Source organism: Rhodococcus globerulus (assembly GCF_019334125.1).
GTDB classification, from domain to species: Bacteria; Actinomycetota; Actinomycetes; order Mycobacteriales; family Mycobacteriaceae; genus Rhodococcus_F; species Rhodococcus_F globerula.
Genome location: NZ_CP079698.1, coordinates 1310046 through 1324926 on the forward strand (window position 1 = coordinate 1310046; position 14881 = coordinate 1324926).

At 59.9% G+C, this 14881-nt stretch carries 15 protein-coding genes; 7 read left to right on the plus strand and 8 right to left on the minus strand.

The features are described from left to right. Positions 1-78: 78 nt before the first annotated feature. The 3 genes from KYT97_RS05765 to KYT97_RS05775 are packed head-to-tail and all read left to right on the plus strand — an operon-like array spanning position 79 to position 4573. Positions 79-903 carry an FAD binding domain-containing protein gene (locus tag KYT97_RS05765; RefSeq protein ID WP_033230890.1) on the plus strand — a complete coding sequence of 275 codons (825 nt, stop codon included), beginning with the start codon at positions 79-81 and terminating at the stop codon, positions 901-903. Further along, positions 900-3605, plus strand: coding sequence for a molybdopterin-dependent oxidoreductase (locus KYT97_RS05770; RefSeq protein ID WP_219111905.1), 2706 nt, complete (start codon positions 900-902; stop codon positions 3603-3605). Before KYT97_RS05765 ends, KYT97_RS05770 begins: the two co-directional genes overlap by 4 nt. Continuing rightward, positions 3602-4573 (plus strand): antibiotic biosynthesis monooxygenase, encoded by a 972-nt coding sequence (locus KYT97_RS05775; RefSeq protein ID WP_045070134.1) that lies wholly within the window; start codon positions 3602-3604, stop codon positions 4571-4573. The genes KYT97_RS05770 and KYT97_RS05775 overlap by 4 nt, the downstream gene beginning before the upstream one ends. Positions 4574-4783: 210 nt before the next feature. Here the strand turns inward: KYT97_RS05775 and KYT97_RS05780 are convergent, their stop codons facing one another. From KYT97_RS05780 to KYT97_RS05795, 4 genes are all read right to left on the minus strand, one after another. Next, positions 4784-6115 (minus strand): HNH endonuclease signature motif containing protein, encoded by a 1332-nt coding sequence (locus KYT97_RS05780; RefSeq protein ID WP_219111906.1) that lies wholly within the window; start codon positions 6113-6115, stop codon positions 4784-4786. Positions 6116-6247: 132 nt separating this feature from the next. Further along, entirely contained in the window at positions 6248-9391 is a 3144-nt protein-coding gene (locus KYT97_RS05785) for a multicopper oxidase family protein (protein ID WP_219111907.1), read from the minus strand. 98 nt (positions 9392-9489) lie between these two features. After that, positions 9490-10497, minus strand: coding sequence for a cation diffusion facilitator family transporter (locus KYT97_RS05790; RefSeq protein ID WP_219111908.1), 1008 nt, complete (start codon positions 10495-10497; stop codon positions 9490-9492). Then, positions 10494-10907, minus strand: coding sequence for an ArsR/SmtB family transcription factor (locus KYT97_RS05795; RefSeq protein ID WP_219111909.1), 414 nt, complete (start codon positions 10905-10907; stop codon positions 10494-10496). The genes KYT97_RS05790 and KYT97_RS05795 overlap by 4 nt, the downstream gene beginning before the upstream one ends. A gap of 103 nt (positions 10908-11010) precedes the next feature. On the opposite strand from KYT97_RS05795, the gene KYT97_RS05800 reads away from it, so the two are divergent. The 3 genes from KYT97_RS05800 (at position 11011) to KYT97_RS05810 (ending at position 12789) form a co-directional block, all read left to right on the plus strand. Continuing rightward, positions 11011-11436: a nitroreductase/quinone reductase family protein gene (locus tag KYT97_RS05800; RefSeq protein WP_033230896.1), complete on the plus strand. Its 426-nt coding sequence runs from the start codon at positions 11011-11013 to the stop codon at positions 11434-11436. Between the two features lie 25 nt (positions 11437-11461). Next, on the plus strand, positions 11462-12049 hold the full coding sequence (locus KYT97_RS05805; protein ID WP_219111910.1) for a DinB family protein: 588 nt from the start codon (positions 11462-11464) through the stop codon (positions 12047-12049). Positions 12050-12177: 128 nt separating this feature from the next. After that, positions 12178-12789, plus strand: a complete 612-nt coding sequence (locus tag KYT97_RS05810; RefSeq protein ID WP_033230898.1) for a VOC family protein — start codon at positions 12178-12180, stop codon at positions 12787-12789. Between the two features lie 8 nt (positions 12790-12797). Here the strand turns inward: KYT97_RS05810 and KYT97_RS05815 are convergent, their stop codons facing one another. The 4 genes from KYT97_RS05815 to hisI form a co-directional block, all read right to left on the minus strand. Next, positions 12798-13187, minus strand: coding sequence for a DUF2784 domain-containing protein (locus tag KYT97_RS05815; protein WP_045070148.1), 390 nt, complete (start codon positions 13185-13187; stop codon positions 12798-12800). A 73-nt stretch (positions 13188-13260) separates the two neighbouring features. Then, complete coding sequence (locus KYT97_RS05820) at positions 13261-13887, minus strand: SRPBCC family protein (RefSeq protein ID WP_045070150.1); 627 nt, start codon at positions 13885-13887, stop codon at positions 13261-13263. Between the two features lie 24 nt (positions 13888-13911). Continuing rightward, positions 13912-14205 carry a DUF1905 domain-containing protein gene (locus KYT97_RS05825; RefSeq protein WP_033230901.1) on the minus strand — a complete coding sequence of 98 codons (294 nt, stop codon included), beginning with the start codon at positions 14203-14205 and terminating at the stop codon, positions 13912-13914. A 25-nt stretch (positions 14206-14230) separates the two neighbouring features. Continuing rightward, complete coding sequence (gene hisI, locus KYT97_RS05830) at positions 14231-14575, minus strand: phosphoribosyl-AMP cyclohydrolase (protein WP_033230902.1); 345 nt, start codon at positions 14573-14575, stop codon at positions 14231-14233. Positions 14576-14704: 129 nt separating this feature from the next. Between hisI and KYT97_RS30835 the strand changes: the two genes are divergently transcribed. Beyond that, the gene (locus tag KYT97_RS30835; RefSeq protein WP_245006027.1) at positions 14705-14872 is read left to right on the plus strand and encodes a hypothetical protein; all 168 of its coding nucleotides are present in this window, start codon (positions 14705-14707) and stop codon (positions 14870-14872) included. Positions 14873-14881 lie beyond the last annotated feature (9 nt).

A 14881-nucleotide genomic window follows, 5' to 3' on the forward strand; every position in this document is an offset into this window, starting at 1 on the left:
CCGAAACATGTGAATGCGCTTCGTGTACTCGGTAATGTCGCAGTCCGGTATGTCACTTCCCCGAGGGGAGCACGACGCATGGACCTCACCACCATCAACGACGTAGTTCGGCGACCACCGGATCGCCCCGGTGCGATCTGGCGGGTCGGCGACGCGTGGCTTGCCGGTGGTACATGGCTGTTTTCAGCAGAACAGCCCGATCTGGATCGCCTTGTCGATCTGACAACGCTGGGCTGGACGCCGCTGGAAACACACGCGACCGGTCTCACCATCGGCGCAACCTGCACGATCCATGACCTGTATACGTTTGTAGCGCCGGGTGATTGGCCGGCGGCTCAACTCTGTCGTATCAGTTGTGAGTACTTCCTGTCCTCGTTCAAGGTCTGGAACAGCGCAACCGTGGGCGGGAACATCTGCATGTCGCTGCCCGCCGGCCCGATGATCACGCTGTGCGTCGCACTCGAGGCGACATACACGCTGTGGTCCACCGACGGCACCGAACGAATCGTCGACGCCGCCGATTTTGTGATCGGAGACCACCAGAACATCCTCGAACCGGGCGAGGTGCTTCGTAGCATCGACATTCCGATTCACGCGCTCACCAAACGTCACGCCCACCGCCGATTCAGTCTCACCCACCTCGGCCGTTCCACCATCTTCATGATCGCTACTCGGACACCGGGCACTACTGATCTCCTGCTCACCATCACCGCCGGAACAACCCGACCGATCCAACTGTCGTTTGCCACCATCCCGGACCGCGATTCGCTGCAGCACGTCATCAATGCCATTCCTGAAGCTGCCTGGTTCGACGACCCGAACGGCACCCCTGACCACCGCCTTCACCTCGCCCGGCATTACGCCGAGGAGCTGCGCCTGGAACTGAGCGAGGACCGGTTATGAGCTACGTGGTGAACGGCAAGATCTTCAGCGAGCAGCCATTCGCCGGGCAGTGTCTACGCACCTTCCTCCGGACACTCGGCCATCACGGCGTCAAGAAAGGATGTGACGGGGGCGATTGTGGAGCCTGCACCGTCTGGCTTGACGGCGCTCCGATCCACAGCTGCATCACCCCCGCCTTTCGAGCCGAAGGTCGGGATGTCACGACTATCGAAGGCCTCGGAACTCCGGAGAATCTGCACCCGATGCAGGCGCAGTTCCGCGACGCGCCCGGATTTCAGTGCGGCTTCTGCACCGCCGGCATGATCATGACGGCGGCAGCATTGACCGACGATCAGAAGGACGACCTGCCGCGCGCCCTGAAGGGAAACCTGTGCCGCTGCACCGGGTATCGAGCGATCGAGGACGCGGTCAACGGAGTCAGCGCGATCGAGGTTGCACTACCCGGGCAAGCAGTAGGGACAAGCGTCGGCGCACCCGCCGCTACCGATATCGTGACCGGCCGCGCCGAGTTCACGATGGATACAACGATCGATACACCGACGGGCAGGATGCTGCATCTGAAGGTGCTGCATTCACCGCACGCCCACGCACGAATCGTCTCGATCGACACTGCTGCTGCGCTCGCCGTTCCCGGAGTGCACCGCGTCTATACCTGGAAAGACGTGCCGCGCAAGCGTTTCACGACGGCTATCCATACCGACCACCTTGTGGATCCCGACGACACCTACATTCTCGACAACGTGGTGCGCTTCGTCGGGCAGCGGGTGGTAGCCGTACTTGCCGAATCCATTGCCGCAGCCGAAGAAGGTCGTCGCAAAGTTGTGGTCGAGTACGAGGTTCTCCCGGCTGTTTTCGATCCAGAGGAGGCGATGGCCGACGGCGCCCCGGCATTGCATGGATCGGACGACCCGTTTGTCCGCGACCCCGAGCACAACATCCTGCTCGAGATCCATGGGCATGTCGGCGACGTGGACGCCGGGTTCGCAGCGGCGGACGTGATCCACGAAGGCACATACTTCTCGCCCCGGGTCCAACATGCGCACCTCGAGACACACGGTTCCATCGCCTGGATGGAGGACGAACGCCTGCACGTGCGCACCAGCTCGCAGTCGCCGTCGATTGCCAAGGTCAAACTTTCGCACCTGTTCGATCTGCGGCCGGATCAGCTTCGCGTGTTCTGCAAACGGGTGGGCGGCGGATTCGGTGGAAAACAAGAGGTGATCACGGAAGATCTCGTTGCACTGGCAACACTGGACACGGGCCGACCCGTCAGCCTCGAGTTCACGCGCGAAGAGGAGTTCACCACCGCATCTCCGCGACATCCGATGAAATTGACTATCAAATTGGGCGCCACGGCGGACGGGACGCTGACCGCATTTCAGTACCGAAACATCTCCAACACCGGCGCCTACGGAAACCACGGCGGTGAAACGTTGTTCGCCGGCGGAGCTGCCGTCTCGCTGTACCGATGCGCAAACAAGAAGTTCGACGCGTATTCCGTCTACACGAACAACGTTCCGAGTGGAGCCCTGCGCGGTTACGGGATGACTCAGCCCGCATTTGCCGTGGAGTCCGCGATGACCGAACTCGCACTCGCGTTGAACATGGACCCGCTGGAACTGCGCCGACGCAACATCGTGCGGCCCGGCGATTCACTTGTGGCACTCGAGGACGGACCCGATGACGTCATCTTCACCGAAGACGGACTCGGCAAGTGCATCGACCTGGTGGACTCCGCTTTGGATCGCACGCCGGTCCCATCTCTCGGCGAGGAATGGCTCATAGGCACCGGCACAGCCAGCTCATTACACGAGACCGCCCCACCCACTGAGCACATCTCGGAGGCCTGGCTCACGCTCGGCGACGACTGCATGTACGAACTTGCCATCGGCACAGTCGAATTCGGCGAAGGAACGTCCACCGCTCACGTCCAGATCGCCGCGAATCAGTTGGGAACCACCCCGTCCCGCGTGCGAATCATCCAGTCGGACACCGACCGTACCGGTTTCGACACAGGGGCTTTTGCCAGCGCCGGCCTGTTTGTAGCCGGAAACGCTGTCTTGCGAGCATCGAATGCGTTGCGAGATCGCCTACTTGCCTTTGGCGCACACCACACTGGCGTTGCAGTCGATCAGTGCTCGATGGACGACGACAAGATCGTCTGCGCAAGTACACGATTGACTCTGCAGGAAGTTCTCGACGCCGCGAGGCAACGCGGGATCCGATTTACCGTGGCCCGCAAGGCCTACGGATCGCCGCGGAGCGTGGTGTCCAATACTCACGGCTTCCGCATCGCGGTGCACCGGATAACCGGCGAAATCCGGATACTCTCCAGCGTTCATGCGACCGACGCTGGTGTGATCATCAATCCCGCACAAGTTCGAGGGCAAATCGAAGGTGGCGTCGCGCAGGGAATCGGCTTTGCTCTCACCGAGAACTTTCATGTGGACGCAGCCGGCGCGATGATGAACCCGAACTTGCGAAACTATCGCATTCCCACGTATGCAGATGTTCCTCGCACCGAGGTGATATTGGTCGATTCGGCTGATTCCGTCGGCCCACTCCGCTCGAAAGGCATGGCGGAGTGCTGCATCAACCCGGTCGCCCCGGCCCTGGCGAATGCTGTGCATAACGCGACCGGCACCCGATTCCGGTCGCTTCCCCTCACTCCTGAACGGATCTACACGGGGTTGAACCGATGACCGCGGAAACATCCGCCGACAACATCGCCACAGTCATCATCGGTCAGCGGGTACACGCCGGAATGGCAGAGCAGTTCGAAGTCTGGCAAAAGGACCTCAACCGGGCTGCCGCGGGCTACGCCGGATTTCTGGGCACCGAAGTGTCCGCGCCGACGGCCATCCACCCGGAGTGGGTAATCGTGTATCGCTTCGACTCCATCGCTCATGTTCAGGCCTGGATCAACAGCGCGACACGTCAGGATTTCCTCGAGCGCGGCCGCCAATTCTTCGACGGACCCGGTACCCAACAGGTAGTGAGTGGCGGGATCAAACCACCCGATCCACTTCTCACCGTTGTCGTGTCACACCGAGTCAGTGATGACAACATCGAGGAATTCCTTGCCTGGCAAGACCGCCTGCGCGAGGTGGAAAGCACGTTCGAGGGATTCCGCGGCACCGAACTTTTCCGACCCGTCGACGGAGTCCAAGACGAATGGACCACTCTCTACCGCTTCGACAGCGCCGCCCATCTCGATACCTGGCTGACCTCCCCCGAACGTCAGGAACTCCTTGCCGAGGGGCGTAGGTTCCACGATTTCGAATTGCGCACCGTCGACAATTCATTCGGCAGTTGGTTTGCGTTCGACGAGAACGGCAACGAAGCCCCACCACCATCGGACACCAAGACTGCGATCGCGGTGTGGGTTGGCCTGTACCCGACTGTCGTCTTGCTGACCTTGGCATTGTCACCACTGAAAATGCCGCTCTGGCTTGGGTTGTTGGTGGGAAACCTTCTCTCGAGCTTCATCATGAGTTTCTTCACGATGCCTTATTACGTGAACCGTCTGCTGAGTCGCTGGTTGCGTCCGCCGGCCGATGTTCCCGCGGCGAAAATAAATGCTCAGGGTTTGGCGATCGTCGCAGCGGTGACAGTGTTCTGGGTTGTGGTGTTCTATCTCGTCACTACACAGATCTGGTCGCTGCCCTGATTGCACTGCACCACGCAGCAGCACTGAACGCAAAGCGGTCCCTCCCCATCATCAGCGGAATCCTACTTACCCGCTTTGGCCCTCACCACGAATATGCCGTGCGAACCCGTGCGTGTTTGCTTCAGGAGCTGCGCATGCGTGTGGGCTTCGCATCGTCTTTCCTGGTGATGCGAAGCTCTCACACGGTATTCAGTTCCGGCAGAGCCGGTTTCAGTCTCGATGCACTGGGCCTTGGCGGGTGGTGGACCGGCGGCGTCGTTGTTTCGGGTCGATCGCAGCTGGTGGGATGAACCAAGGTTTGTGATCGGTACCCATCTTGATTTCCCAGATCCCGCGGAACCCGCTGGTGCTGTGGATCAATCGGTGGTGGCTACGGCAGAGGAGGGTGAGGTTGTCCATCACCGTCAAGCCTCCGGTTGACCAGGGTTTTATATGGTGCGCGTCGCACCAAGCAGGTACGGCATCACAGTTCGGGAAGGCGCAGCCTTTGTCCCGGGCAATCAACGCAGTCCGCTGCTCGGGTGTGACGAGGCGTTTGTGCGGGGTCACATCCAACGGTGCCCCGTTGCCGTCCATCAACACGGTGGAGAGCATGCAGTCACAGGCGAGCATCCGGGTCAGGCTCACACTCAGTGGTCTCATCCAGGGCATGTAGCCGACGTCCAGATCTTCGACATCAAGCTCTGCGTCCCTGCTAGGTCGCGTAGCGGCGCATTCGCGATGCTCGGCAAGATCTTTCGCGGTGATGTGCACATTCACGTGCGGACGCTGACCACCGTCAACACCGGTCATGGCATTGTCGAGGTACCGGCGAATCAACTCCGTGAAGGCGTCGGCAGTGCGTTTGGCAGCCGACCGCTGATCCGGGGTTCCGTCCGCTGCTGGCTTCGGCATCGACAACCCCGAAAGTGCCGACAACAGCATTTCACCAGTGAGCGCGTCGAAATCACCCTTGATCGCGACCCGTCCGTTGAGCGTTGGCGAAATCCGCAAGACGTTGAGATCATCGTCTTCACCGGGTGGGGTCTCGTCGGATTCGAAAATCCGCTCCAGGACCGCAATCGCGTAGCGGAGTTTTATGGTGGTCGCTTCCACCCCGGATGCCGCAGCGAGCAGTGTTGCCATGCAGGACGGTAGAGCGTTCTCCGGCATACCTTTTGGTGGGGATTCACAGAACGCGACGATTATTGCCGCATGATCGAGCGAGAGATCACCGGCCTCGAACTGCGCAGCAACATCCGGGAAGGACCGCAGTGCGGCACCGAGAGCGGCGATTTTGTTACCGGCCGCATTCTGCAGCATCGTATTCGCCGCCAACCACCGACCAACACCCCGGTAACACAGCACCTGCTCGTCCGGACTAAGCGCCAACGCGTCGACAGCGGCAACCCGAATCGATTCCAACCGAAGAATTTCCGCAGACGCACTAACGGCAACGTCCCGAACCTCCGCCGGGCGCAATTGCCACAACCTGCCACGCACACCCGCAGCCGAACCCGCTACAACACCCCCCACCGAAACAAAATCGCTGACCGTAGTCATCAAGGCCTCCCCACCCGTGACCCAATTATACTCGAACAACCATTCGATTCAAGGGGCATTTCGGGCAGGCTTAAGGAGATCTACGCTCGAGAACTTCTGACATGCAACAGCATTCAACGTTCGACATACGCACTAGCGACCTCCTAGCGGCAACGCTCCGATCCCACTCGCATAGGGCGGCAATGTTCCGATCAGGCTAGGCGTAAGCGTCGTCGCAGACGGATCTGCACGTCCCAGAGAGAACTTCCGAACTTCGGCACTCGCTCCGCTACCGCTGATCAGCAAATCCGCCCCCGTTGTGGTGCTGGTAGTCGCAACGCTCACGCCGGAGAGCCCCTCGAACGGATCGAAGGACGCAATCTCCCGAAAGGCAACGTCGGTTGAGTGGTGGTCGGGGCTTTCCAGATACATCTCAGGTGATCCGTCGAGGCGTGATCCGCTCGAGAAGATTCGCACCGTTCCGTCTCCGCCGCTCATCCCGGCGACTATGGATTTCGCGCCGCCTTCCGCACCGGCCACCCAACCGGTCGACAGTGATACCCCACCTCGATAGCTCTGATCGAATGCCAAGAACTGCGAGGTCGCCACCGGCCCACCTGTGTGTCCTTCATGTTCGTCGGTCTTTCCGGCGGCTGCTGTCGGCTCGTACAGGTCATACCGGAACGTTTTCACCAACGGCTCGTCGCCGGGGCCGGGAGCAGTCACGATGCTCGCCCGGCCGGAATGCGCGTCGACCATTCCCGTGGCAATGGTGACTCCGCTGCTCGAACCCGGATATGGGATGAACGATCCGAATTCGGCCGGCGCCGACTTCTTGTCCGTCGGCAGTACGGTGGAGTAGATCTTGACCTGCGATTCCATACCCGGGCCGGAGGCCACGATAATGTTGTCCGCCAATGCATTTCCGTCGATATCGACGCCGGCGACGTTGACACCACCACGGAAACCCGCATCAAAAGGAGCAAACCGTGCCAGTTCGTCGGTGAACGGTGGCCCGTCGACCGCGTTGTACGCCACGACTTCCGGTGCCACTCCACCTCCGGTTCCAGCGATGAGGTCGAGCACCATGTCACCGTTGACGTCTGCCATCGCCACACTCGGAGTTCCCTCGAACGACGGGAACGGTGTCACGGTTGTGAGCAACGCGTCGCCGTTCGCGTCGAAGATCTGCACTGTTGCAGGCACGCCGGGCGAACCGGGCACCGCAACCGCATACGTCGACACTTCGGGAATCACGTTCACCGTCGCCATCAACCCGTTGTCCTCGTGATTGAGCCGATGGCAATGGATCACAAAAGTCCCCGTATATTCCGTGAATTTGGTTCGCAGCGTCACCGACGCCGGTACGAGCGCGTTCTCATTCTCGTCCGTCACAGGCGCAGGCACGTTGACGTTGTCGATCCCCCACTGCTGCACCCCGGTTGTGGTCCCGGCAACAGGATCCACAACCTCCATCACTTGAAAGTCATTGACGTGGATATGCATTGGATGCTCGTCATTGTTGAGGTTTGTGATTGTCCATTCCTCGACCGAGTTCAGCCGCGGCTGAATCAAGGGGATGTTCGGGAAAGTGTTGTCGGCGAACTCATATGTGAAGGCTTTCGGGTCACTGTTACTGGCCTTGTTGTTTCCGAATCCACCAGAGACAGTCAGGTTGCGGGTCACATCGGGATTCGCTGCTGCGGTATCCACGAAAGACGTATAGGCATCAAGTTTCTGACCGAACTCGAATGGTGTTGTCCTGCCTTCACCTTCGTCTGGCGTTGCTCGGATCAGCTGCTGGGTCGGGAAGGTGAAGAATCCGTCGGCGTAACTGATCACCGACGGGTCGACAGTGACGGTTCCGAGCTCAGCAGGAGGATTATCGGTGCCGTTGTTGGTGTAGAGAATGCCAGGATTGCTCACCGGTTGTGCACCGTCGAGCGGCGGCATTTCCAGCACCAGATCACCGGACTCCGGCATCGTGACCGCAATCGCGTATCGCGACGCCGGCGGAATCACGAGCCTGGTTCCGTCACCGTCCACCGGCGGCCTGACCTCGGAGAACGGGTTTCCGTCCTGACCCACTATCGCGAACCGCGGATGGTGGCCTGTCGCGGTTTCCGTCAACGTAACCGGCATGTATGCGAAGTCACTGATATTGGCGAGCACCCAGATTTCGGTCTGACCCGGCTTCAGTTTCAACGAAGGTTGGAACTGCCCGTTCACGGTGTACTGCACATCGCGTTGATTGTCCGGCAGCGACAGATCGGCCGGAACGTTCGTCGATTCGCCAACGAAACTCTGCAGATTTGCGGGGACAAACTGATTCTGCCCACGATGGTTGGCCGGTGACAAGGGCCCGCTGTACCAGTTGGTGAAATACTGTGAGCCCTCCGTGGTTTCCGAGAAATTCACCGGCGCGAGACTAGGGCGGTACGAGCCGTCGGCAAGTTCCTGACCCGTCGGCGGATCCAAAGTGCTGACAAATTGTGGCCACATTGCGTCATTGAGTTTTCGGCCCAGGCCTTTGCGGTCAAAAATGAAGTTGTACTGCAGTGCCATATCGCGAACTGGTATGTCATTGGCCGTCACTATTGGCAAATTCCCATCGGGGCGGCCGATTTCCAGCAGTCCCGCGAGTCCCATATATGTCTGTTGAGCAGTGAGCGTGTGACGGTGGCTGTGGTACCAGTACAAACCGTTGGGCATCGTTCCGGGAATCGCGTAGTCGTAAACATTCCCCTGCCCGGCGGGAATGTTGAGCAACACGTTGTCGGCATTACCGTCCGGACTGACGTGCACGCCATGAGTGTGCAGATTGAGCGGCGCAGACGTCAGCACCGGAGGATAGATCGGTACTTCACCACCCGCCGGAGTGAATGCGGGATCGTAGAAGTCCTCGATCGTGAGATCTTGCAAGTCGTTGTCGTAGTGGACAATCAAACGCTCGCCAGGATTCACCCGCAATGTCGGAGCCGGATACACATCGGTTCCGGAACTCGACCCATCAGACGCTGCGCCACGAATGACGTCGTATCCGAAGAGCAAGAAGTCCGACACTGTTCCCGACGCAGTATCAAGCGGCACCGATCCCTGGTGCGCAGACAATCGCACCTCGAGAACACCGTCCACGCTACTGAGTTTGATCGGTTCCCGGAAGTCGGCCGGCGCCCCGTCCGACCCGTAATTGGCGCCGGCACCAGATACCGGATCACCCGTTGCGCAGGCAGCCAAGGCCACCGTCAATGACACCACTACCAGGGCAACGAGCGACCTTCTGTACCGAGCGATCACTGGTTTCCCCGTTCCGTGGCGGCGTGAGATACGTCCGATCGACGCTTCGTAGCGTACCGAGGAAACCCCTAGTGAACAGGATATTCAGAACAAAGTGGTCATGTTGTTGTGTGCCTGTCGAGCGTGGTGTGAGCGGGGTACGCATGAACCAACGCTGAGGACAGCTTCGGAACCGCGTGCGTCAATGTGTGTTCGGCGCTGTGCGCAATCGCGTGGGCCTCCGCAAGACTCGCAGATGGATCGATATCGAGTTCGGCATCTGCGTGCAACCGATGACCGATCCACCGCATCTTCAAGCCGCGAACCCCGAGAACGCCGGGTTCCGCACGCAAAGCGGTTTCAGCGTCGTCCACCAACTCCGGTTCGACGCCGTCCATGAGACGTCGCAACACGTCACGAGCGGCGCTGCGGAGCACGGCAACTATGGCAGCGGTGATGACAAGTCCGATGATCGGGTCTGCAAGCGGGAATCCCAACGCAACTCCCCCGGCACCGAGCAGAACTGCCAATGACGTGAATCCGTCTGTCCGAGCGTGTAATCCGTCGGCGACCAGTGCGGCGGAACCGATCTGCCGACCGACCCTGATCCGGTACAACGCCACAAGTTCGTTGCCGACGAAGCCCACCAGACCTGCGGCAGCAACCCATCCCAGATGATCGATCTCGATCGGGTTGATGAGCCGCCTAACTGCCTCGACACCGGCAACCACCGCAGACAGCGCGATCATGGCCAGGACGAACAGTCCGGCCAAGTCCTCGGCACGGCCAAATCCGTAGGTATATCGACGCGTTGCCGCTCGTCGTCCAAGAGCAAAGGCAATCCACAGCGGGATCGCGGTAAGCGCATCCGAAAAGTTGTGAATGGTGTCCGCCAGCAGCGCCACCGACCCGGAGATCGCAACGATCGCCACTTGCACCGAAGCAGTGATTCCCAACGCCACCAAGCTGATCTTGACTGCCCGGATACCGATCCTGCTCGATTCGAGAGCGTCGTCGACGCTGTCGGCCGCATCATGACTGTGTGGCGCAAACACGTCACGCACGGCAGACCGGAAACCACCGCGAGGATGGCCGTGGCCGTGACCAACAGTGGGTTCGTGCGTCATGACGCCCCCTCCTCCTCATTTCCACGAGGCACGCGCTCAGGATGTATCTCACGGAGTTCTCCGGCGTTGCGGTGATGCCCCGGCAAGCCTGGACCGGCGTGCTCGGCATTGAAGACTGCGTCGGTAACCAGTTGGCGCACATGGTCGTTCTCGAGGCGGTAGAACACAGTGGTGCCTTCACGACGGGTTCGCACCAATCGAGCCATCCGTAGTTTTGCCAGGTGCTGCGACACTGACGGCGCGGGCTTTCCGACGCGCTCCGCCAGTTCGTTCACCGAGCACTCTCGATCGACCAACGCCCAGAGAATCTGCACACGCGTCGCGTCAGCGAGCATCCGAAACACCTCGACGACGAGGTCCACCTGATCGTCGGGAAGCTTCCGCCTACAAACCTGACTATCTGCGTTCATGCGTAGATAATAGATCAAGTATGTCTGAACACAACCCCTCGCATCCCAAGGTGTGCCAAGATTTTGTTATCGAAACCCCCACAGTCCTAACCAGGAGACGACGATGAGTACTGACGACTGGAACGCAGACATCATTGCCCAATTCCGAGAAAATCAAGGTCACGTGGGAGGCCCCTTCGAAGGCGCACCGATGGTGTTGGTCCACCATCGAGGCCGAAAGTCCGGACGTGAATTCGTCAGCCCGATGATGTACCTGGCCGATGAGGAAGACCCCGACACCATCTACGTCTTTGCGTCCAAAGCCGGCGCCCCCACCAATCCGGATTGGTACTACAACCTCACTGCAACGGACCACGCCGAAATCGAAGTCGGCACCGAAAAGTACTCGGTTGCTGTCAGCGACGTGACCGGCGACAAACGCGACAAGATCTTCAACGAGCAGGCCAAGCGGTATCCCGGTTTTGCAGAGTACGCAGAGAAGACGGCTGGAATCCGCACTATTCCCGTGATTGCTCTCCGACGCACGTAGCTAGCGACGCTGGCAGAGTGAGTACATGAACGCAACTGAATTCGACTGGAATCGTACGCTCCGCGAGCAGTGGGAATTTCATTGGAACCATCAGATCAAAACTCGACTCGACGGTCTCACCGACGACGAGTATTTCTGGTCCCCGGTGCCCAATGCCTGGAGCATCCGTCCTCGCGGCCAGTCGACGGCACCGATGCATGTCGGCGCTGGAGAGTTCGCGATCGACTTCGCCTTTCCCGAGCCGGTCCCACCGCCTTTCACGACAATCGCGTGGCGACTCGGCCACGTCATTGTCGGTGTGCTTGCCGCGCGGAATGCTTCACACTTCGGCGCTGCCGCCGCGTCGTACGAGACCTGGGAGTATGCCGGCACCGGGGCCGAGGCACTCGAGCAACTCCAGACGCAGCTCGATATCTGGCTCGCCGGAGTCCGGAGTCTCGGCGAGAGCGGCCTGCGGGAACTAGTCGGAGCGAAGGAGCCTTACCCCGAATTGGCGATGGCCGATCTGGTGCTGCACATCCACCGCGAGCTGATCCATCATCTGTCCGAGGTCGCCCTGCTGCGCGACCTCTACACCCACACCAGATCTGTTGATATCCAGGCAAACCCGTAGCAGCCCGGAGCGCGCACAAAACCGATCAGGAATCGAGAAGCGTTGGTTTCCGCACCGAAACTACCGTTACAGACATGAATTCACCACGTGATACCCAGTCCGCTCGCATATCAACGAGGAGCGCCAAGATGACCACCGCAGAGTCCGTGATCCTCGAAGTCCCCGATACCGCAGCCGCCCAATCCTTTTACGATGCTTTCGGCGTCGGAGACCGCGTGAGTGTACGAGCGTCGGAGACACCGACAACAGGGTTCCGCGGCCACACGCTTTCGCTTGTCGTGTCGCAGCCGAACATCGTCGACGCCTTCGTCGATGCGGCCCTCGAAGCCGGCGCCACAGTGTTGAAGCCCGTCAAGAAATCGTTCTGGGGATACGGCGGTGTTGTACAGGCACCCGACGGCGCAATCTGGAAAGTGGCAACGTCGTCGAAGAAGAACACCGGCCCAGCGACCCGGGAGATCGAAGATCTCGTGCTGTTGCTCGGCGTCGAGGACGTCAAGGCCAGTAAGCAGTTCTACGTCGATCACGGTCTCGAGGTGTCGAAAAGCTACGGACGCAAGTACGTCCAGTTCACAGCTCCCCCGAAAAAGCTCACGGTTGCGCTGTACGGCCGGAAGGCCCTGGCCAAGGATGCGGGCGTCGCCCCAGAAGGCAGCGGATCGAGTCGAATCATCATCACTGGTGACGGGGCGCCGTTCACCGATCCGGACGGCTTCACGTGGGAGACCGGACTCGCCTGAAAACACCATCAACGGCGTGGCTGCGCCCCTACCGACGCAGACTTCACATGCCGTCCGAGCAACACGTATCCCACCCAGGAACCCACGACCACTGTCGCGGCAACGCCCTGGACAATCGCTTCGATACTGACCGGATAGAAAACGCCGGCAATGTAGTGAGAGATGAACCCTGCGGACGGTAATTCGGAACTTCCCGCCATCCGACGGGCCCAGTTCTCGAGATGCGTGAGCGGGCAGTCATATCCGATCAGGACCGAACCTGCACCCCACGCGACTGCGACGAGGTGAAAAACAATTGTATGACGCCACTTCCACGCCACGAAACCACCGAAGACCACGTAGAGAATGAAGCTGAAGTGAACGAATACCGTCGCACTTTCGATGAGCCGGTACACCATCGTTGTCTCCGCTCGTGGCGCGGAAGTCCCGCAACAACCAGACTATTCCGATGTTAGTCCGCGGAGATGATCTCTACCCGGTGTATGCAGCGGTTGTTCGTGCGGCGGCGGCTCGCGCCTGCGCAGGATCGTCGCCGGAAGCAATCGCGGCGTCAGCCCACAATTCACTACTGGCTGCCATGAATGCCTTGGCTTCGTCACTTGCCGACCACTCCGGCGCCTCCAGTGGTGTGTTGGTTCCCTGTTCGACGTGTTGTGCCAATCCCAGCAATCCCATGTCCCAACCGACCCCTACGGCACCTGGCCCGTATTCACTCCAACGATCCGGGTCGACATCGGCGGTGTGATCGAAATCGAATAGCGTTTCCCCGCTGGAGGTTTCGATCAATTTGATCGTCACGTAGCTGACGTCACCGCCGTATTCCCAGGTGATCTTCAGTGTGTGCGGCGCGGTGCACGCCAGAATCTCACCACCGGCATTGCCGTCGAGTTGATAGCGACTACCGAGTCGGGCGTCGCCTGAAACAGGCATGAACCACTGTGGAATGCGATCCAAGTCGGCTATTGCCGACCACACCGTCGTGATCGGAGCCGCGAGTTCACGCGACATGTGGAGCGATCGCGTTTTCCCCTCGTCGCCACTGACCCCGCTCAGGTGCCGGGTTACCAATGACAAAGAGTCAACTGCTTCAGCGACCATGACGCTCCTTCATCAAGGCAAAAGTCAGCTCAAACGCTGCTGCAGGTGAACCGACACTTCTTCGCCTGCCGCGCTCTTACCGATCGCTTTGCACAGCGCTACCCGCAGTGGCAACCAATGCGGTCCGTCGCCTGAGGGCATCAAGGTCGCTTCGAAGGGGTGCTCACCGTCCAGCGTGCCGACAACCTTGACTGCTCGCCGGGTACCGAGCAGGTCCGCCGACCCCGGCACGGTCAGATACGTCGCAAACGCGCCGTCCTTCTCGATCGGAGAGGTAAACGAATAGTCGAGCGGTTGCGGAGTCTTCGTCGCGGCCATAATGCTCCCCTTCGGTGAAGTTTTCCTACTCTGCAGCGAGCAGAACGTCGGTATCGAAGCAGGTGTGTGTGCCGGTGTGGCACGCAGCGCCTTCCTGATCGACGATCAGAAGGACTGAATCGCCGTCACAGTCGAGGCGAACTTCGTGGACATACTGGGTGTGGCCCGACGTCTCCCCCTTGACCCAGTACTGCTGACGTGAACGCGAATAGTACGTTCCCTTACGGGTTTCCAAAGTGCGAGCGAGTGCTTCGTCGTCCATCCACGCGACCATCAACACATCGCCTGTGGACTTTTCCTGCGCGACTGCGCTGAACAGTCCGGCGTCATTTCGCTTCAGTTTTGCTGCAATCGCGGGGTCAAGACTCATAGGACGTTTATACCGTCCCACGGCCTCTCCTGCGGAATCCGCCTCCGGAAACTCAGTGGCGACAGCCGTAAAGTAGTTGTCAAAGTTCCGAATTCGTAGATTCGTTCGCCTGGTTAAGGAGAACTCGCGATGAAGAAGCATCATGACGGACCACACCCCGAGCACACCTTCCACCTCGAGAGTCCGGCAACAGGCATCGCCAATCCACGCCATGTCGTGGTGGGCATCGGCAGCGAACCGTCGAGCGTCGACGTGCTGGACTTTGCCCTCTCGCTGGCCACCGCGGAAGATGCATGACTTCATGTC

What these genes read in the sequence shown, in the direction of transcription:
- KYT97_RS05765 (WP_033230890.1), top strand. Translation starts at nt 79, where the DNA reads ATGGACCTCACCACCATCAACGACGTAGTTCGGCGACCACCGGATCGC.
- KYT97_RS05770 (WP_219111905.1), top strand. Translation starts at nt 900, where the DNA reads ATGAGCTACGTGGTGAACGGCAAGATCTTCAGCGAGCAGCCATTCGCC.
- KYT97_RS05775 (WP_045070134.1), top strand. Translation starts at nt 3,602, where the DNA reads ATGACCGCGGAAACATCCGCCGACAACATCGCCACAGTCATCATCGGT.
- KYT97_RS05780 (WP_219111906.1), bottom strand. Translation starts at nt 6,115, where the DNA reads ATGACTACGGTCAGCGATTTTGTTTCGGTGGGGGGTGTTGTAGCGGGT.
- KYT97_RS05790 (WP_219111908.1), bottom strand. Translation starts at nt 10,497, where the DNA reads ATGACGCACGAACCCACTGTTGGTCACGGCCACGGCCATCCTCGCGGT.
- KYT97_RS05795 (WP_219111909.1), bottom strand. Translation starts at nt 10,907, where the DNA reads ATGAACGCAGATAGTCAGGTTTGTAGGCGGAAGCTTCCCGACGATCAG.
- KYT97_RS05800 (WP_033230896.1), top strand. Translation starts at nt 11,011, where the DNA reads ATGAGTACTGACGACTGGAACGCAGACATCATTGCCCAATTCCGAGAA.
- KYT97_RS05805 (WP_219111910.1), top strand. Translation starts at nt 11,462, where the DNA reads ATGAACGCAACTGAATTCGACTGGAATCGTACGCTCCGCGAGCAGTGG.
- KYT97_RS05810 (WP_033230898.1), top strand. Translation starts at nt 12,178, where the DNA reads ATGACCACCGCAGAGTCCGTGATCCTCGAAGTCCCCGATACCGCAGCC.
- KYT97_RS05815 (WP_045070148.1), bottom strand. Translation starts at nt 13,187, where the DNA reads ATGGTGTACCGGCTCATCGAAAGTGCGACGGTATTCGTTCACTTCAGC.
- KYT97_RS05820 (WP_045070150.1), bottom strand. Translation starts at nt 13,887, where the DNA reads ATGGTCGCTGAAGCAGTTGACTCTTTGTCATTGGTAACCCGGCACCTG.
- KYT97_RS05825 (WP_033230901.1), bottom strand. Translation starts at nt 14,205, where the DNA reads ATGGCCGCGACGAAGACTCCGCAACCGCTCGACTATTCGTTTACCTCT.
- hisI (WP_033230902.1), bottom strand. Translation starts at nt 14,575, where the DNA reads ATGAGTCTTGACCCCGCGATTGCAGCAAAACTGAAGCGAAATGACGCC.
- KYT97_RS30835 (WP_245006027.1), top strand. Translation starts at nt 14,705, where the DNA reads ATGAAGAAGCATCATGACGGACCACACCCCGAGCACACCTTCCACCTC.